Annotated in this window: 19 protein-coding genes; 9 read left to right on the top strand and 10 right to left on the bottom strand. The window is 66.3% G+C overall.

The features are described from left to right. Positions 1-149: 149 nt before the first annotated feature. The 3 genes from AC1DT6_RS29125 (at position 150) to erpA (ending at position 1,817) form a co-directional block, all read left to right on the top strand. A complete protein-coding gene (locus AC1DT6_RS29125) occupies positions 150-890 on the top strand; it encodes a DUF6776 family protein (protein WP_441629164.1) in 741 nt (246 codons plus the stop codon). A 35-nt stretch (positions 891-925) separates the two neighbouring features. After that, positions 926-1,339 (top strand): bactofilin family protein, encoded by a 414-nt coding sequence (locus AC1DT6_RS29120; RefSeq protein ID WP_045237844.1) that lies wholly within the window; start codon positions 926-928, stop codon positions 1,337-1,339. A gap of 109 nt (positions 1,340-1,448) precedes the next feature. Next, positions 1,449-1,817, top strand: coding sequence for an iron-sulfur cluster insertion protein ErpA (gene erpA / locus AC1DT6_RS29115; protein WP_017225530.1), 369 nt, complete (start codon positions 1,449-1,451; stop codon positions 1,815-1,817). An 83-nt stretch (positions 1,818-1,900) separates the two neighbouring features. On the opposite strand, the gene AC1DT6_RS29110 is transcribed toward erpA, so the two are convergent. After that, positions 1,901-2,698 (bottom strand): phytanoyl-CoA dioxygenase family protein, encoded by a 798-nt coding sequence (locus AC1DT6_RS29110; RefSeq protein ID WP_441629162.1) that lies wholly within the window; start codon positions 2,696-2,698, stop codon positions 1,901-1,903. Between the two features lie 92 nt (positions 2,699-2,790). On the opposite strand from AC1DT6_RS29110, the gene AC1DT6_RS29105 reads away from it, so the two are divergent. Next, positions 2,791-3,702 (top strand): LysR family transcriptional regulator, encoded by a 912-nt coding sequence (locus AC1DT6_RS29105; RefSeq protein ID WP_276290161.1) that lies wholly within the window; start codon positions 2,791-2,793, stop codon positions 3,700-3,702. A gap of 19 nt (positions 3,703-3,721) precedes the next feature. On the opposite strand, the gene AC1DT6_RS29100 is transcribed toward AC1DT6_RS29105, so the two are convergent. Both AC1DT6_RS29100 and AC1DT6_RS29095 read right to left on the bottom strand, forming a co-directional pair. After that, the gene (locus tag AC1DT6_RS29100) at positions 3,722-4,864 is read right to left on the bottom strand and encodes an anhydro-N-acetylmuramic acid kinase (protein ID WP_441629158.1); all 1,143 of its coding nucleotides are present in this window, start codon (positions 4,862-4,864) and stop codon (positions 3,722-3,724) included. Positions 4,865-4,880: 16 nt separating this feature from the next. Beyond that, entirely contained in the window at positions 4,881-6,257 is a 1,377-nt protein-coding gene (locus tag AC1DT6_RS29095) for a M23 family metallopeptidase (protein WP_276290159.1), read from the bottom strand. A 228-nt stretch (positions 6,258-6,485) separates the two neighbouring features. On the opposite strand from AC1DT6_RS29095, the gene tyrS reads away from it, so the two are divergent. From tyrS to AC1DT6_RS29070, 5 genes are all read left to right on the top strand, one after another. Then, a complete protein-coding gene (gene tyrS, locus AC1DT6_RS29090; RefSeq protein WP_276290158.1) occupies positions 6,486-7,727 on the top strand; it encodes a tyrosine--tRNA ligase in 1,242 nt (413 codons plus the stop codon). Between the two features lie 19 nt (positions 7,728-7,746). Further along, entirely contained in the window at positions 7,747-8,217 is a 471-nt protein-coding gene (gene dtd, locus AC1DT6_RS29085) for a D-aminoacyl-tRNA deacylase (protein WP_477103878.1), read from the top strand. A gap of 31 nt (positions 8,218-8,248) precedes the next feature. Next, positions 8,249-8,809 carry a dihydrofolate reductase family protein gene (locus AC1DT6_RS29080; protein WP_441629152.1) on the top strand — a complete coding sequence of 187 codons (561 nt, stop codon included), beginning with the start codon at positions 8,249-8,251 and terminating at the stop codon, positions 8,807-8,809. A gap of 47 nt (positions 8,810-8,856) precedes the next feature. Beyond that, positions 8,857-9,516, top strand: a complete 660-nt coding sequence (locus AC1DT6_RS29075; RefSeq protein ID WP_441629150.1) for a YbhB/YbcL family Raf kinase inhibitor-like protein — start codon at positions 8,857-8,859, stop codon at positions 9,514-9,516. Positions 9,517-9,593: 77 nt separating this feature from the next. After that, complete coding sequence (locus AC1DT6_RS29070; protein WP_477103877.1) at positions 9,594-10,268, top strand: histidine phosphatase family protein; 675 nt, start codon at positions 9,594-9,596, stop codon at positions 10,266-10,268. A 19-nt stretch (positions 10,269-10,287) separates the two neighbouring features. Here the strand turns inward: AC1DT6_RS29070 and AC1DT6_RS29065 are convergent, their stop codons facing one another. From AC1DT6_RS29065 to purH, 7 genes are all read right to left on the bottom strand, one after another. After that, entirely contained in the window at positions 10,288-11,013 is a 726-nt protein-coding gene (locus tag AC1DT6_RS29065; protein WP_477115149.1) for a queuosine precursor transporter, read from the bottom strand. Positions 11,014-11,131: 118 nt separating this feature from the next. Further along, positions 11,132-11,716, bottom strand: a complete 585-nt coding sequence (locus tag AC1DT6_RS29060; protein WP_441629144.1) for a BPSL1445 family SYLF domain-containing lipoprotein — start codon at positions 11,714-11,716, stop codon at positions 11,132-11,134. Between the two features lie 311 nt (positions 11,717-12,027). Then, the gene (gene ruvB / locus AC1DT6_RS29055; protein ID WP_045237856.1) at positions 12,028-13,095 is read right to left on the bottom strand and encodes a Holliday junction branch migration DNA helicase RuvB; all 1,068 of its coding nucleotides are present in this window, start codon (positions 13,093-13,095) and stop codon (positions 12,028-12,030) included. 127 nt (positions 13,096-13,222) lie between these two features. After that, complete coding sequence (gene ruvA / locus AC1DT6_RS29050) at positions 13,223-13,804, bottom strand: Holliday junction branch migration protein RuvA (RefSeq protein ID WP_045237857.1); 582 nt, start codon at positions 13,802-13,804, stop codon at positions 13,223-13,225. 158 nt (positions 13,805-13,962) lie between these two features. Further along, the gene (locus AC1DT6_RS29045) at positions 13,963-15,138 is read right to left on the bottom strand and encodes a glycerophosphodiester phosphodiesterase (protein WP_441629141.1); all 1,176 of its coding nucleotides are present in this window, start codon (positions 15,136-15,138) and stop codon (positions 13,963-13,965) included. Positions 15,139-15,197: 59 nt separating this feature from the next. Then, positions 15,198-15,743, bottom strand: a complete 546-nt coding sequence (gene ruvC / locus AC1DT6_RS29040) for a crossover junction endodeoxyribonuclease RuvC (RefSeq protein WP_045237859.1) — start codon at positions 15,741-15,743, stop codon at positions 15,198-15,200. A 429-nt stretch (positions 15,744-16,172) separates the two neighbouring features. Then, on the bottom strand, positions 16,173-17,747 hold the full coding sequence (gene purH, locus AC1DT6_RS29035) for a bifunctional phosphoribosylaminoimidazolecarboxamide formyltransferase/IMP cyclohydrolase (RefSeq protein WP_477103876.1): 1,575 nt from the start codon (positions 17,745-17,747) through the stop codon (positions 16,173-16,175). Positions 17,748-17,753: the final 6 nt, after the last annotated feature.

Here is a 17,753-nt window from a genome sequence, read left to right as displayed (position 1 = left end):
CTCAATGACGGGTTTTAACCACCTTTTACAAATACTTTGCATCTCCCCGGATACAATCCCTGCTCCTGTCGCCCGGAGAACCCGCCGATGAACCGTTGGCCAGACAACCCGCACCGCGCCGGCCTGCCTGCGCTGTGCACCCGTGGCGAATGAAGTACCGTTTGCCGCGCCCGCGCCGGAGTTCGCTGTCCAGGCGCCTGGCGGTACGTTCGCATCTGCCGTGGCCGATGCGCGCGCTGGCCGCGGTCCTGGTTGTCGTTGTGGGGGCGCTTGTCGCAGGGTGGGCGTATGACGCCGGCCGGCGGCTGACGGGCGCGGCACCGGACATCACGGCGGAGAACGCGGCGCTGCGGCAGCAGGTGGCGTCGATGGCGGCGCAGCGTGAACGCTTGCAGGCGGTGGCCAATACGGCCGAAGCACAGCTGCAGATGGCGCGTGCCGCCCAGGAAGGCCTGGCCCAGCAGTTGAAGGCGGCGGAAGGCGAGGTCGCCCAGGTCAAGGAGGATCTGGCCTTCTTCGAAAGCCTGTTGCCGGCCAGCGGCAATACCTCCGGCATCCATGTCCGGAGTTTTCGCGTCAGTCTCGATGAGGCCGACGCACTGAAAATGCATTATCGCTTGCTGATAATGCAGGGTGGATCCAAGGCTTTTTCATCCTTGCCTGAATTCCGGGGTGAGTTACAGTTGGTCGTTTCGCTGATGCGGGATGGCAATCCGGTCACTTTGAGCCTGCCCGAAGCCGGGACCAGCGCGCTGCCGGGCTTGCGCCTGACGCATTACCAGCGGATCGAAGGTGCTTTCGCGCTGCCCGCCGGTGCCGTGGCGCGGGCGGTGACAGTACGAATTTTGCAAAACGGTCAGTTGCGCGCGACCCAGACGGCAATGCCGTGAGGCTTGCGCTGGGCCAGCAACGAGAAGAGGGACCTATGTTGTTTTCCAAGAAGAAAGGCCTGGCGATCGATACCCTGATTGGCCAGCACAGCGTGATCGAGGGCGACCTGACATTTTCGGGTGGTCTGCGCCTGGATGGACGGGTGCGCGGCAATGTGACGGCTGCCGCCGATCAGACCAGCATGCTGGTCATCAGCGAAAAAGGCGTGGTTGAGGGCGAAGTCCGCGTCGGCCACCTGATCCTGAACGGTACCGTCACCGGCCCGGTGCACGCCACCGAACTGCTGGAGTTGCAACCGCATGCGCGCGTGCAAGGTGAAGTGCACTACGCTGCGCTCGAAATGCACCAGGGCGCGTTAGTGGAGGGACGTCTGGTGCCGCTGGGCGGCGGCGAACCCAAGGCACTCCCCAACCTGCTCCTCGCCTCGGGTGCGCAGGAATCCGCCTGATACCGCATCTCCGGTCAGTCCGGGCAGCAGAACCCCTTGAATTCACAGGGTTTCGGCACGATCTTGCCAGAGCGCTTAAAATACAGGCGTATCTAAATAGGAGAACCCCATGAACGCAGTCGCAGAGGCACCCGTTACCGAGGACATGCCGGCCCCGTTCGTCTTTACCGACAGCGCTGCCGACAAGGTCAAGCAGTTGATCGAGGAAGAGGGCAATGCCGATCTGAAACTGCGCGTGTTCGTGCAGGGCGGCGGTTGTTCCGGCTTCCAGTACGGCTTCACCTTCGATGAAGAGGTGAACGAGGACGACACTACGCTGGACAAGAACGGCGTCACGCTGTTGATCGATTCGATGAGCTACCAGTACCTGGTGGGCGCGGAGATCGATTACAAGGAAGACATCAACGGCGCCCAGTTCGTGATCAAGAACCCCAACGCAAGCACCACCTGCGGCTGCGGCTCTTCGTTCTCGGTGTAAGGCTCGCCAGCGCGCCGCGGATTCGGCGGCAATAGAAAAGCGCACCTCGGTGCGCTTTTTTGTTGCTCAGGACCGCCGACGGCTTATTGATCTCGGCGCCACACAACCGGAAACCAGTCCTCGCGCATCCGCTCGCCGCTGCGCAGTCCGATTCCGGGGAAGGGCGGCGAGGTGCGCCCCGGCCGCTCCAGGTAGCGCACGTCGTCGCCCAGGAAACGGGCCGAGAAGGCGCGGCGGCGCCCCGTGCCGGCATTGCCCGCGGCGCCATGCACCGTGCGGAAGTCGAATACCACGGCATCTCCCGGCTCCAGTTCCGGCATCAGGATGGCGTGGCTGCCGTCGTCCACGTCCGGCATCTCCATGAACTGGTCGTCGCCGGCATAGAAATTCTCATTGCTGGCCCAGCGCTTTGGCCGCACCAGCTTGGGCCAGCGGTGCGAGCCCAGCACCACGCGCAAGGTGTTGGCCGTGGTGACCGGGTCCAGCGGGATCCAGTAGCTCGCGGTCTGCAATCCGTCCACGCAGTAATAAGGCAGGTCCTGGTGCCAGGGCGTGGGCTTGGCCGTGCCGGGTTCCTTGACCAGGATGTGCTCGTGGAACACTTGGACCGCCTCGGCCTGCATGATCTGCCCGGCGATCGCGGCGGCCGGGGAGTGCTCGATGAATCGGGCGAAGGGCGCGATGCGCTGCCAGTTACAGTAATCCTCGAAGAAACGGCCGCGTTCGCCGGTACCCACGTTCTCGATGGCGAAGGGGCCGGGCTCGGCGAGATTCTGCTCGAACCCTTCACGCAGCGAAGTCACCCAATCGGCGAAGGCGCCGCGCAGTACCAGGGCGCCGTCGCGCTGGTATGTCTCGATGTCGTCTGCAGTGATTTGCATGATGGTCCCTTGGGTGGCTGGTCCGGGACGAGTATCGGGCCAGGGCATCAATAGGAAAAGAATATATTTCCTATGTTGTAGTATAGGAAATCATGATCGCGTTCTCCTTCCGCCAGCTTGAGTACTTCGTCGCCGCCGCAGAGCACGGCAGCATCAGCGCCGCGGCTCGCGCCCGTCACGTATCGCAGCCCTCGGTGTCACAGGCGGTGGCCCAGCTCGAAGAGGTGCTGGGCGAAACCTTGTTCCGGCGTCAGGTGAGCCGCGGGCTGGAATTGACGCCGGCGGGACAGCGGTTGCTCGGGCGCGCGCGCGATATCCTGGCGCTGGCGGCCGGCCTGGCCACGGAGGGCGCCGGAGAGGCGGCGCGTGGCCTGAGCGGGCAGCTTTCTCTGACGTGTTTCCAGGACCTCGGCGCCTATTACGCGCCCCGGCTGCTGGCCGGATTCCGCCGCCTGCATCCGCACGTTGCCGTCACGCTGTTCGAAGCCGACCTGGCCACGGTGCACCGCGCGCTCACTGCCGGAAAGGCGGAACTGGCGCTGACCTACGATCTGGGTTTCGACCAGCGCATCCCGCGCTGGATACTGGCCCGGCTGGAGCCCTACGCGTTGCTGCCCGCCGGCCATGCGCTGGCCGGGCAGCCGAGCGTGAGCCTGAAGGACCTGGCGGGCGAGCGGCTGATCCTGGAGGACATCGCGCAGACACGCGAGTACTTCCTCTCGCTGTTCTGGGCACATGGCCTGCGGCCGCAACTGCACCAGTACACCCAGACCTTCGAGATGCAGCGCGGGCTGGTGGCGCATGGCTATGGCGTAGCCCTGTCGTGCACGCGGCCGGCGGGCGATCACAGCTATGACGGCCGACCCATCGTCTGCCTGCCGCTGCGCGAAGCCGTGACGCCCCAGCGCGTAGTGCTGGCGCGTTCGCCGGCAATGCGGCCTTCGCCGGTCGCCGAAGCGTTCATCCAGTGGGTTTGCGAGGCGGGGCACGCCGAGCCGGCATAGCGGCGCAGATGCCCGCGTGCTATCGCGGGTAGAGCGCGCCCAATACGCGCGGACCGGCTGCGCCGGTGACGGTCGGCACATTGCCGGGTGCTCGCCGCAGCATCTGGCGCGCCAGCCAGGCAAAGGCGATGCCTTCCACCTGCGATACCGGTACGCCCAGGTCGTCCGAGCTTTGCACCGTCACGCCGGGGAGCGCCCGCGCGAGCAGCGCCATCACGAAGCTATTGCGGGCGCCGCCGCCGCAGACGATCAGCCGCATGGCGTCGGGCGCGTGCGCGCGGACATCTCGGGCGATGGCCTCGGCCGTCAGCGCGGCCAGCGTGGCTTGCACGTCGGCGGGATCAAGCGGCTGGCCGAGCTGGGCGAGATGGCTCTCCAGCCAGGCGGGATGGAAGAGGTCGCGGCCGGTGCTCTTGGGCGGGGCCACGCTGAAGTAGGGCTCGGCAAGCAGGCGCGCCAGCAAGGCCTGGTCGACCTTGCCGCTGGTTCCCCAGGCGCCGTCGGCGTCGTAGGGCAGGCCGTGGTGCCGGTCGATCCAGTAGTCGAGCAGCACATTGCCCGGACCGCAGTCGAAGCCGGTGACGGGACGTGCCGCATCGCTTTCGCCAGCGGCCGGCAGCACGCTGATATTGGAAATGCCGCCGATATTGCAGGCCACCCGCGTCTCGGCTGCATCGCCGAAGAGGGCCTGGTGCAGCGCAGGTACCAGGGGCGCGCCCTGGCCGCCGGCGGCCACGTCGCGGCTGCGAAAATCGGCCACCACATCGATACCGGCAAGCTCGGCCAGCAACGCCGGCTGCTGGCTCTGGCGCGTGTAGCCGATGCCGTCGTAGAGGCCGGGCCGGTGGCGCACGGTCTGGCCATGCGCGCCGATCGCCGCGATGGCGGACGGTGCCATGCCGGCATCGCGCAGCAGCATCGCCACACAAGCGGCATAGACGCGCGCCAGCCCGTTGGCGGCCAGCGCCTCGCGGTGTATTTCATCGTCGCCTGGCTGCTGCAGCGCCGCGAAGGCCTCGCGCAGTTCGGCTGGGAAGGGCTGGTGGGCGGCCGCGAGGACCGCGGGACGCGGTCCCGAGAAATCCACCAGCACGCCGTCCGCGCCGTCCATGCTGGTGCCGGACATGATGCCGATAAAGCAATCCGGGGGTGCGGTCTGCATGCTGGCTGCGGCTCGTTTAGTTGTTGGCGGAAGCCACGTTGTAGGTGCGCAGCGCGTTGATGCGGCTCAGCATCTCGCTCGTATAGCTCAGGAACTGCTGGCGCGCCGGGCCCGACAGCGCGGGCGTGTCGAGCGCGGCGATGGCCAGCGGGTTCAGCGGCACGTCGTTGACGCGGAACTCATAGTGCAGGTGCGGGCCGGTGGCCCAGCCGGTCTGGCCAACGTAGCCGATGACCTGCCCCTGCGACACGCGCTGCCCGCGCTGCATGTTGGCAAAGCCGGACAGGTGGGCGTAGTAGGTGGAGTAACCGCTATGGTGCTTGAGGATGACGATGTTGCCGTAACCGTTCTGCTGGCCGACAAACTCGACCTGGCCGTCGCCCGCGGCCATGACCTTGGTGCCTGAAGGCGCGGCAAAGTCCACGCCCTTGTGTTGTGCCCATTGATGGTGCAGCGGGTGGTCGCGTCCGCCGAAGCCCGACGATACGCGCGAGAACTCCACCGGCGAGCGCAGGAACGGCCGCTTCATGCTGCGACCGTCAAAAGTGTAGTAAGCGCCCTGCGTGCTGCCTTCCGGGGCATACCAGAGCGCCTGGTGCAGCTGGTTGTTGTTGATCAGCTCGACCGCGACCACCCGGCCATTGCGCACAAAAGTACCGTCGCGGAATCCGGCTTCGTACACGATGCGGAAGCGGTCGCCGCTGGTGATGTCGTGATGGAAGTCGATCACGCCGGAGAAGATCGAAAGCATCTGCTGCACGATGTCGTCGGGCACGCTGGCCGCATCCATGGCCTTGAAGAAGCCGCCTGTGGCGATCGCGCCGGACAGCATCTCGTAGTGCAGTTCGTTTTTCACCGATTGCACGCGCGCCTTGTAGACCGGTTCGTCGTCGCCGACGCGCTCGATGACCAATTCGCGCGAGGCCTTTGCGTCACCTCCGAGGTTGGCCTGCAGCGACATCAGCAGGTTGTTCTCGTCGACCTCGGCCTGCACGGTCTGGCCGGGGTTGAGCTCGAACAGGCCGCGCGCCGTGGTGTTGCGGCGGATAAAGGCCTGCGCATCGGGGTCGTCCACGCCGAGCCGCTTGAGCAGGCTGGCAATGGTATCGCCGCGCTGCATGCGCTCCTCGCGCACAAAGGTGGCGTCGGTTTCGGTAAGCTGTTCTAGCTGGGCGCGCAAATCCGGCAGCCGGATGGCCTCCCGTACACGTGGAGCCTGGGGGTCGTCGTAAGCGTTACGGGGGGCCACGCCCATGGCGGCGGCCATGCCCAGCGTGAACACCGTGCCAACCGCTGCCGTCAACTGCTTGCGCCTTCGGGCGTGCAGGGCATTGGTCGGATCGACTAGAACCACCAGCTCACGCGCGAAAACTTCGCGGAGTCTGGACCACATCACGTAAAATTCACTCTTTGGTTCGGGCTGCGCTGCCGCGACGATTTTTTGCCTCGTCTGCCTTCCTCCCCCGAGGTGCGGCGCCTGCCATATTGGTTTGCCGCCTAGAATGGCGGTTGGCCCACGGGATTGTTCCCGTCAGCACAAGAAGCGCGGATTATACCAAAACCGGCCGCAAGCCGTTTTTGAGCCCCGTCTGAATTTTCATGTTTTTCAAAGACTTACGTCATGACTGAAGTTTCCTCCGGCGCTGCCACCTCCTACCCCCTCACGCCCTCCGTGATGCACGCGCTGGAGGTGTCCAAACGCGGTTGCGACGAACTGCTGGTCGAATCCGAATGGCTGGCGAAGCTCGCGCGCAGCGAGGCCACCGGTGTGCCGCTGCGCATCAAGCTGGGCCTGGACCCGACCGCGCCCGATATCCATATCGGCCACACGGTGGTGCTCAACAAGCTGCGTCAGTTGCAAGACCTGGGCCACCAGGTGATTTTCCTGATCGGCGACTTCACCTCCACCATCGGCGATCCTTCCGGGCGCAACGCCACCCGTCCGCCGCTGACCCGCGAGCAGATCGAGGCGAATGCCCAGACCTACTACAGCCAGGCCAGCCTGGTGCTCGATCCGGCCAGGACGGAGATCCGCTACAACAGCGAGTGGTGCGACCCGCTGGGCGCGCGCGGCATGATCCAGCTGGCCGCCAAGTACACCGTGGCGCGGATGATGGAGCGCGACGACTTCACCAAACGGTTCCGCACTGGGATTCCCATTTCGGTGCATGAGTTCCTTTATCCGCTCATGCAGGGCTACGATTCCGTCGCGCTCAAGGCCGACCTGGAGCTTGGCGGCACCGACCAGAAGTTCAACCTGCTGGTCGGGCGCGAACTGCAGAAGGAATACGGCCAGGAGCAGCAGTGCATCCTGACCATGCCGCTGCTGGTGGGCCTGGACGGCGTGGAGAAGATGTCCAAGTCCAAGGGCAACTACATCGGCGTGGCCGAAGCGCCGGGCGAGATGTTCGGCAAGCTGATGAGCATCTCGGACGACCTGATGTGGAAGTACTTCGAGCTGCTGTCGTTCCGGCCCATGAGCGAGATTGACCTGATGAAGCAGGAGATTTCCCTGGGCCGCAACCCGCGCGACTGCAAGGTGATGCTCGCGCAGGAGATCGTCACGCGCTTCCACAGCGCCGCCGATGCCGACCGCGCGCTGGAAGATTTCAACCACCGCGCGCGCGGCGGCGTGCCCGACGATATCCCCGCGGTCAGCCTGACCGGCGCACCGCTGGGTATCGCCCAGTTGCTCAAGCAGGCCAACCTGGTGCCGTCCACCTCGGAAGCCAACCGCAATATCGAGCAGGGCGGCGTCAAGATCGACGGCGCCATCGTCAGCGACAAGGGTTTGAAGGTGGCTGCCGGCACCTATGTCGTACAGGTGGGCAAGCGCCGTTTCGCGCGCGTGACGCTGGCTTGAGCCCGGCCGGGAACCGCGCATGATCGCGCTGATCCAGCGGGTCGCACAGGCCCGCGTCACCGTCGGCGGACGGACCACCGGCGAGATCGGCGCCGGGCTGCTGGCGCTGGTGTGCGCCGAGCGCGGCGATACCGAGGCGCAGGCCGAGCGCCTGCTCGCCAAGTTGCTGGCCTACCGCATATTCTCCGACACCGACGGCAAGATGAACCTGCCGGTGCAGGACATCGATGGCCGCGGTACGCGCGGCGGCCTGCTGGTGGTGTCGCAGTTCACGCTGGCCGCCGATACCAACAGCGGCACGCGGCCAAGCTTCACCCCGGCCGCGGCGCCGGCGGACGGCGAACGCCTGTACAACCATTTCGTGGCCAGGGCGCGCGCTGCGCATGGCGAGGTGCAGACCGGCGAGTTCGGCGCCATGATGCAAGTCAGCCTGATCAATGACGGGCCCGTCACGTTCTGGCTGCGGGTACCGCCCGCCGCCGCGCGCTGATGCCGTAGCCGCCGCGCCCACAGGATCGCCGATGACCCAGACCGTTACCCTTTTCATTGCCACCAGCCTCGACGGCATGATTGCCTCGCCCGACGGCGGGGTGGACTGGCTGTTTACCGCCGGCGACTACGGCTTCGAGCCCTTCCTCGCCAGCGTCGACCGTATCGTGTCGGGCCGTGTCACCTACGAGCAGAGCCTCGGCTTTGGGCCGTGGTCCTATGGCGACCGCCCCTTCCACGTGTTCAGCAGCAGCGCCGAACCGCTAGCGCGGCCCGAAGGCGGACCCTGGCGGATCGAACAGGAGGCCGAGCCGGTGCAGCAATGGCTGGCCCGCTTCAAGCATGAGCACAAGGACCGCGACGGGCACATCTGGCTGCTCGGCGGCGCGCAGGTGGCGCAGGCTTGCCTGGCCGCCGGCCTGGTCGATGCGATGGAACTGTTCGTCCATCCCGTCGTGCTGGGGCAGGGCATTGCCCTGTTCACCGGCAGCGGGCGTTCGGACTGGCGCCTGGAGGCGCATCGCGCTTTCGACGACGGCCTGCTACAACTCAGCTACCGCCTTACCTCACCGCCGGGACCGGCCACGGCCTGATCCCGCACGCCGCGCCGCGCGCGGYGCCTACCAGCAAGGAGAGACACATGAAACTCTGTAGCAAGGCTTTTGCCGACAACGGGCCCATTCCCGTCGAATTCGCCTTCTGTGCGATCGATCCCGCCACGCACGTGACACTGTCGAGCAACCGCAATCCCGACCTGCACTGGGACGAGGCCCCGGCCGAGACGCGCTCCTTTGTGGTGATCTGCCATGACCGCGACGTGCCCAGCCGTGGCGATGACGTCAACCAGGAAGGCCGCGAAGTGCCCGCCTCGCTGCCGCGCGTGGACTTCTTCCACTGGGTGCTGGTGGATATTCCGCCCGGCCTGCGCACGATTTCGGCCGGCAGCCACAGCGATGGCGTGATCGCTCGCGGCAAGCCGGGCCCCGAGGCAACCGGCGGCACCGCCGCCGCGGGCGGCCTGCGCCACGGCGTGAACGACTACACCGGCTGGTTCGCCGGCGACCCGGACATGAAGGGCGATTACTACGGCTACGACGGCCCCTGCCCCCCGTGGAACGACACCCTGGTGCACCACTACGTGTTCACCGTCTACGCGCTTGACCTCGACCGCCTGCCGCTGGATGGCACCTTCACGGGGGCGCAGGTGCGCGAAGCGATCCAGGGCCACGTACTGGCGCAGGCAGCGATCACGGGCACCTATACCCTCAATCCGAAGCTCGCCGGCCACCCGGCACAGTAAGCTACCGGCAGGCGGTGCGAAGGTACTGTCTGCCAGGGCCGCCACGAGACCGCGTAGCGTCGCGTAAAGGAAACGGCATGTCGCAATTGCCCGGGCCGCATTCGCTGGCCTTCACCCACCTGATCCTGATTCGTCACGGTGAGACCGCCTGGAACCGCGAGCGGCGCCTGCAAGGGCAGCTCGACATCCCGCTCAACGCCACTGGCGTGGCACAGGCAGATGCGCTGGCCCGGGCGCTGGCGGCAGAGCCGATCGACGCGGTCTACGCCAGCGACCTGTCGCGCGCAATGCAGACGGCGGCGCCGCTGGCCGGGGCGCTCGGCCTCGCAGTGCAGCCGGATCCCCGTCTGCGCGAACGCTGCTACGGTGCGCTCGAAGGCATGACCTACGCGGAAGTGGCCGAACAATTGCCCGAGGATTTCGCCAGGTGGCAGGCGCGCATCCCGGACTATGCGCCCGATGGCGGGGAGTCCTTGCTGGCCTTCCATGAGCGCGCGGTGGAAGCCGCGCTGGCGCTGGGGCGCCGCCATCCCGGCGAGCGCATCGCCCTGGTGGCGCACGGCGGTGTGCTGGACTGCCTGTACCGCGAGGCCAACGACATGACGCTGGAAGCGCCGCGGCGACATGAACTGCTCAACGCCAGCATCAACCGCCTGCGCTGCGACAGCGTGCGGCTGACGGTCATGCAATGGGCCGACGTGGACCACCTCGAAGCGCTGACCCTGGACGAAGTCGACCGCCGGGTCCCTTAGCCCCGCTGGCCGCTGCCCGTCAGACGCGCAGGCGGAAGGGCGTGAAATTGGTGTTGCGGTCGTAGTAGTCTTCGCGTTCGGCCTGCTTGAGGAATYGCACCACCTTGTAGGTGACCGGCGTCATCACCACTTCCCAGCCGGTCTTGAGGATGTATTGGGCGATGGCCACCTGGATCACCTTTTCCAGCGGCCATATGCCGTAGAAGGCGATCACGTAGAACAGCGAGGAATCGACCAGTTCACCGGCCAGCGTGGAGCCGATGGTGCGCGTCCACAGCCAGCGGCCTTCGGTCCACAGCTTCATCTTGGCCAGCACGTAGCTGTTGGCGAAGCTGCCGCAGCAGAACGCGATCAGCGAGCCCAGCGCGATGCGCCAGGTATTGCCGAAGACATCTTCCAGGCTCTTCTGGTAGTCGCCCATGAAGGGCGCCACCGGCATCTTCAGCACCACCAGGCTCATGAAGGTGGCGAACGCCAGGGCGGCGAAGCCGGCCCAGACCACGCGGCGGTCGCGCCCGTAGCCGTACACCTCGGTCAGCACGTCGCCAAAAATATAGGAAATCGGGAAGAACAGCACGCCCGCGCCGAAGGTCACCGGGCCGATCCACGGCAGCGTGACCTGGGCCGCCTTGGCCGCGCCGATAAGATTGGAGCAAAGCAGGACCGTGACGAACGCCACCATCACGAGGTCGTAGTAACGGTAGACGCGCCCGGTGTGGCCGGGCGTGGCTGTGGATGTGGTCATCGGGGTGTTCCGGGGGCGGCCTTGCCGCGATTATGCCAGCCACGCAAACACCGTGCCTGTGACGCAGGCGAACGCAGCCCTGGCCCGGAGGCCAAGGCTGACCGAAATGGCCCCGGGGCTAGATGTTCAGCTTGCCGATCTTGGAGCCATCCAGCGAGATGTCGAACATCAGGCCTGCATTGGTCTGCACGAAGCCGATCACCGGCTGCTGGCCGGTGATGGTATCGAGCTTGCCATTGGCTCCGACCTTGGCGAGCGCCACGCTGGCATCGGCGCCGACCGTCCAGCCGCTGCTGTTGACGAACTTGTTGTAGGCCTCGGGCGTCATGAACATCAGCACCACGGCCTTGGACTGGCCGCCTGCCGTCAGGCCGATCATGCCCGAGGTGGTGCGGTAATAGCCCACCGACGCTCCCTTGGAGCGCAGCACGCCTTCGCCATATTCGCCGCCGATCCCCAGGCCTGCCGACAGCACGCGCGGGAAGATCAGGATCCCCTGCGCGCGATTGGCCAGTTCGCGCGAGCCATCGACCGTCGAAAACAGCCGGTTGATTGCGCCATCGGCGCCCGCGTCGATCTCTTGCCTCTTTGCCGCGGCATCGGTTGGCGAATTGGTGCCCGTGGTGGTGCAGCCCGCGGCAAAGGCGGTGGCCACGACCAGGCCCGAGCCCGCCATCCGGGTAACAAACTGGCGTCGATTCATGTGCTCTCTCCTGTCTGGGAAAAGTTAGCCGGCCGTCTGGCGTCTGACGTCGCCGTGTTTCGGCGGTCGGGGCTAAGTCATTGTGGACAAGGAGGCAGCCGCCAGCAATGCACGACAAAAGAATTGTCTGCGGGGCTCGAAAGTATTTAATGCGGGGAGCGTCGGGAGGAATCCTATGCGTCGCCTGTGGCGGCCCGAGTGCGGGAAGCGGTCGCGAGGGCTACGGGGAGACCGGGCTACAACCGCCTGGCCTCAACGTCAGGATCCCCCCTTGCGTGCGCACGTTGTTGCAAGCGGTTGCTCTTTCCGGCTTACGCCGGCGGCAGCTCGCCGCTTTCGACGCTCTCGCCGGGCGCGGCCAGGCCGAAGTGGCGGTAGGCGGCGGCAGTGGCCATGCGGCCTCGTGGCGTGCGCTGCAGGTAGCCCTGCTGGATCAGGAAGGGTTCAAGCACGTCCTCGATGGTGTCTCGCTCCTCGCCGATGGCGGCGGCAAGGTTGTCGACGCCTACCGGGCCGCCGCTGAATTTGAGCAGGATCGCTTCCAGCAGCTTGCGATCCATCAGGTCGAAGCCGACTGCGTCCACGTCGAGCATGGCGAGGGCGGCGTCGGCGATGGTGCGTGTGATGTTTCCGTCTCCCTTGACCTCCGCATAGTCGCGCACGCGGCGCAGCAGGCGATTGGCGATCCGTGGCGTGCCGCGCGCGCGGCGCGCGATTTCCAGCGCGCCCATCGGGTCGATGCGGGCCCCCAGCAATTGCGCGGAGCGCGTGACGATGCGGCCCAGTTCCTCGGCGGTGTAGAACTCCAGCCGCGCGACGATGCCGAAGCGGTCGCGCAGCGGGTTGGTCAGCATGCCGGCGCGGGTGGTGGCGCCGACCAGCGTGAAGGGCTGCAGATCGAGCTTGACCGAGCGCGCGGCCGGGCCTTCGCCGATCATGATGTCGATCTGGTAGTCCTCCAGGGCCGGGTACAGGATTTCCTCGACCACCGGCGAGAGGCGGTGGATCTCGTCGATGAACAGGACGTCGTTGGCTTCCAGGTTGGTCAGCAATGCGGCCAGGTCGCCGGGGCGCTCCAGCACCGGGCCGGAGGTCTGGCGCAGGTTGACGCCCATCTCACGGGCAATGATGTGCGCCAATGTCGTCTTGCCCAGTCCCGGCGGCCCGAACAACAGGACATGGTCGAGCGCTTCGCGGCGGTTGCGCGCGGCATGCATGAAAATGTCCAGCTGGCCGCGCACTTTCTCCTGGCCGACGTATTCGTCGAGCAGCTTGGGACGCAGCGCCCGCTCGAACGCCTCCTCGTTGGGGGAGACGGCGGTAGGGGCGATCACGCGATCGGCGCTCCGGTCGGTGGCTAGCTTGTCGGTTTCGATCATGTTTCTGGTGCGGGCAAAGTGGTTGGATTGTAGCCCTTCCTGGCACGGCGCCGGCCGCACGGGCCCGGCGCAGCCAGCGCAGGCTCAATCCTGGAGGCCCCTCCGGCTTGCCCTCGATCCGGCCCGGTCAGCCCTTGGACAGGGATTTCAGCGCCAGCTTGATGCCGTCCGACACGCCGGTGCCCGCCGGCACCTGCTTGATGGCCAGCGCCGCCTCTTTCTCCGAATAACCGAGCGCCAGCAGCGCGTTGAGGATGTCGACGGCGTTGTCGTGCACCGGCGTGCTGCCAGGCGCGTGGCCAAGCTCGGCGCCGAGCTTGCCCTTGAGTTCGAGCAGCAGGCGCTCGGCGGTCTTCTTGCCGATACCCGGCACCCGCGTCAGGCGTCCGGCTTCCTGCAGCGTGATCGCCTGCGCCAGCTCGCTGACCGACATCCCCGAGAGCACCGCCAGCGCCATGCGCGCGCCGATGCCGGTGATCTTGATCAGTTCGCGGAAGGTGTTGCGCTCGGTGGCGCTGCCGAATCCGTACAGCAGGTGCGCGTCCTCGCGCACGATCTGCTGCGTCAGCAGGGTGACGGGCTGGCCGACGGCGGGCAGGTTGTAGAACGTACTCATCGGCACGTCGATCTCATAGCCGACGCCGTGGCAATCGACCAGCAGATGCGGGGGATTCTTCTCGATGAGTGTGCCGGCGATGCGTCCGATCATGGTGTGGTGTCTGCTGCGAATTGCGGCGCGCGCGCCTGGAATCAGTGAAGTGCGACAGCAGCGGCGCCCGAAGCGTCTCGCCATCGCGAAGCCCGCCAGTGTAGCCCAGCGTGCGGCGCGCCGGCGATCCGCGCGCCGCTTTCCCGGTTTGCTCCGGGCTAGCGTCCCGGTGTGTCCACCGCTTGCCGGCCCAGCGCCGGATCATCAGTGAAGAAGCCGTCGATACCGGCGGCGAGGAAGGCCTGTACCTCGCGCACCATGCCGGCGGGACTGCGCGTGGCATCGTCGCCGCCGGTGCGCAGGTTGCGCGGCAGGAAGCTGTTCTCCGGGCGGAAGGTATAGGGATGGACCAGCAGCCCGGCGGCGTGCGCGCTGCGCACCAGCGCGGTCGGCGTGCCGAGGTTGCCGCTGGCGTCGCGCGGCACCACGCTGGATTTCTCCGGGCCGATGCCGTTGGCGTAGCTGGCCACCTCGCGCAGCCCGACCGGCGTCATCATGTCGGCGAACGTGCGCGTATCGCCGGCCAGGCGCCAGTCGGCCGGGCGGTTCCTGGCGCCGCCCATCAATTGCACGAGCTTCACGTTGGGCATGCTGTTGCCCAGGCGCTGGTGCAGATCGCGCAGGTTGCCAGTCTCGAACGACTGCACGAACACCGGCGCGCTGCGCGTGTATGCGTGTGCCCGCAGCGTGGCCACCAGCTTTTCTTCCAGCGGCAGGCCGATGCCGCGGAAATAGCTCGGGTGCTTGGTTTCCGGATAGAGCCCGATCACCCGTCCGCTGCGCTGCGAAGCCCTGGCCACCATTTCGATGATTTCGTCGAAGGTGGGGATTTCGTACTTGTCGTTGTACTGGGTATTGGCCTTGCGCAACTGCGGAATGCGCTCGCGCGCGCGCAGCGTCTTCAGTTCGGCCAGCGTGAAGTCTTCGGTGAACCAGCCATCCAGGCGCTCGCCGTCGATCACCTTGATGCGCTTGCGGCTGGCGAACTGCGGCAACTCGGCTACGTTGGTCGTGGTGCCGATCTCGTTCTCGTGGCGGGCCACCAGCACGCCGTCGCGGGTCATTACCAGGTCAGGCTCGACTACATCGGCGCCGTCTTCGATGGCGCGCTCGTAGGAAGCCAGCGTGTGTTCCGGGCGCAGCGCACTGGCGCCGCGGTGTCCGATCACCAGGGCCTTGGGTGCGGCAGGCGCCGGGCTCGGGGCCGGAGTTGCGGGCGTGGTGGCAACAGGCGGCGCCGCGCAGCCGGAGAGGATCGCGGCGGCAAGCGCGGACAACAGTGCGGGCACGCGGAGGGATCGGGACGAACTCAAGGCGCGGAACGAGCGGGGCATGCGGCATCCTTTGACAGGGAACCGCTCGATTGTAAGAGACTTGCCGGTGCCGGCCGGGACTAGCCGATCAGGCGGCCGCGCCGTACGCGCATGCCTTTGCGTATCAGGTCCGGAGCCAGCCCGGTCAGCGCGTCGAGCGTGTTGCTGCCATTGGCATGGCAGATGGCCATGCCAAGCGCATCGGCGGCGTCGGAGCTGGGCCGGCCCGTCAAGCTCAGCAGGCGCATCACCATCTCCTGCACCTGCTCCTTGTTGGCGCGGCCGTAGCCGACGACTGCCACTTTCAACTGGAGGGCGGTGTACTCGAACACCGGCAGGCCGTAACTCACCAGGCCGCAGATTGCCGCGCCGCGAGCCTGGCCCAGCAGGAGGGTGGATTGCGGGTTGACGTTGACGAACACCTTCTCGATCGCTGCGCAATCGGGGGCGTAGGTGCGGGTGACTTCGCTGATGCCGTCGAAGAGGGTCTTCAGCCTTGCAGGCAAGCCGCTGTCGCCGTCGCTCTTGATGGTGCCGGAGGCGATGTAGGTTAGCTTGTTGCCGTGCTTTTCCAGCACGCCGAAGCCGGTGGTGCGGAGGCCGGGGTCGATGCCGAGGATACGCATGGGGTTTGTTGCTCGGCTAATGAGGGTGATTGCGTGATTGGGGGATTGTAGCGCTGAGTTTGCTTTTGGGGATTTTTGGGGGGTGTAGCTAAAGGCAACTGCTTGACTTCAAAGTCAAAGGCTTAAAGTCAAAAGCAGTTTCACCACCCCTGCGGGGCGGCGACCTACTTTCTTGTCTTGCCAAGAAAGTAGGCAAAGAAGGCGCCCCATACGGCCTGGTACACCTTGACGGCTCGCTTCGCATCGCGGGCTGGTGTGGCCCGCCCCTGGGGCGCTCCACACGGCTACACCGAATTTTGATCGGGCGATATCGCTGTTTCTTTGTGCTGGTTGGCGCCCTCTCCCGCTTGCGGGAGAGGGCGGGCGCTTGCTATGCCACGATGGGTTGTTTGCCCAGCCCGTGACAATCGCCCGGACCAGGCCCGGACCTCAATGCCGGAAGTGGCGGACGCCGGTCAGCACCATCGCCACGCCGCGCTCGTCCGCGGCGGCGATCACTTCGTCATCGCGCATGGAGCCGCCCGGCTGGATCACGCAGGTGGCACCTGCGTCCACCACCACATCCAGGCCGTCGCGGAACGGGAAGAACGCATCCGAAGCCACCGCCGAACCCGTCAGCGTCAGCCCTGCATTCTGTGCCTTGATGCTGGCGATCCGTGCCGAATCGACCCGGCTCATCTGGCCGGCGCCAACGCCCAGCGTCATCCCGCCGCCACAGAACACGATGGCGTTCGACTTGACGAACTTGGCCACGCGCCATGCAAACATCAGGTCGGCCATTTCCTTCGGGGTCGGCTGGCGCTTGGTCACCACGCGCAGTTCGTCCTGTTGCACGTTCCGGGCGTCCGGGCTCTGCACCAGCAGGCCGCCGCCGACGCGCTTGAAGTCAAACGGGTTGAGGCCCGCGCCCAGCGGGATTTCCAGCAGGCGCACGTTCTGCTTGGCGGTGAACACCGCGCGCGCGCCGGCGGTGAAGGACGGGGCGATCAGCACTTCGACGAATTGCTTGGCCACGATCTGCGCGGCGGCTTCGTCGAGTTCGGCATTGAAGGCGATGATGCCGCCGAAGGCCGAGGTCGAGTCGGTCTTGAAAGCCTTTTCATAGGCTTCCAGCGCGTTGGCGCCTACCGCCACGCCGCACGGGTTGGCGTGCTTGATGATCACGCAGGCGGCGCCGTTGGCGGGGCCGAAGGACTTGACGCATTCCCACGCGGCGTCGGCGTCGGCGATGTTGTTGTAGGACAGTTCCTTGCCCTGCAGCTGCTTGTAGTTGGCCAGCGCGCCTTCGGGTGCCTTCAGGTCGCGGTAGAACGCGGCCGACTGGTGCGGGTTCTCGCCGTAGCGCATTTCCTGCACCTTTTCGAAGGCCAGGTTGAGCGTCTGCGGGTAGGCGCTGCGAGTCTGGTGCGACTTGTCCGCGCCGAGGCTGGTCAGGTAGTTGGTGATTGCACCGTCATACTGCGCGGTGTGGGCGAACACCTTGGTGGCCAGGCGGAAATTGGTCTCGTAGCCGACGCTGTTGGCGTTGGCGCGCATTTCGGCCAGCACCGGCGCGTAGTCGGCCGGGTCCACCACGACGGTGACGTCGCGGTGGTTCTTGGCAGCCGAGCGCAGCATGGTGGGGCCGCCGATGTCGATGTTCTCGATGGCGTCCGGCAGCGTGCAGTCATCCTTGGCCACGGTCTGCTGGAACGGGTACAGGTTGACCACCAGCAGGTCGATGGTGGGGATGTTGTGCTCGGCCAGCGCGGCCATGTGCTCGGGCAGGTCGCGGCGGGCCAGGATGCCGCCATGCACCTTCGGGTGCAGGGTCTTGACGCGGCCGTCGAGCATTTCGGGGAAACCGGTGTAGTCGGCCACTTCCGTGACCGGCAGGCCGGCTTCGGCGAGCAGCTTGGCGGTGCCGCCGGTGGAGAGCAGCGTGACGCCGAGCGTGTTGAGCTCGCGGGCAAATTCGACGATGCCGGTCTTGTCGGATACGGAGAGGAGGGCTTGCTTGATCATGGCTGT

Source organism: Cupriavidus sp. 01L45 (assembly GCF_056399885.1).
Note: the sequence above shows the minus strand (reverse complement) of the source record. Positions and strands in the feature narration are given on the sequence as shown.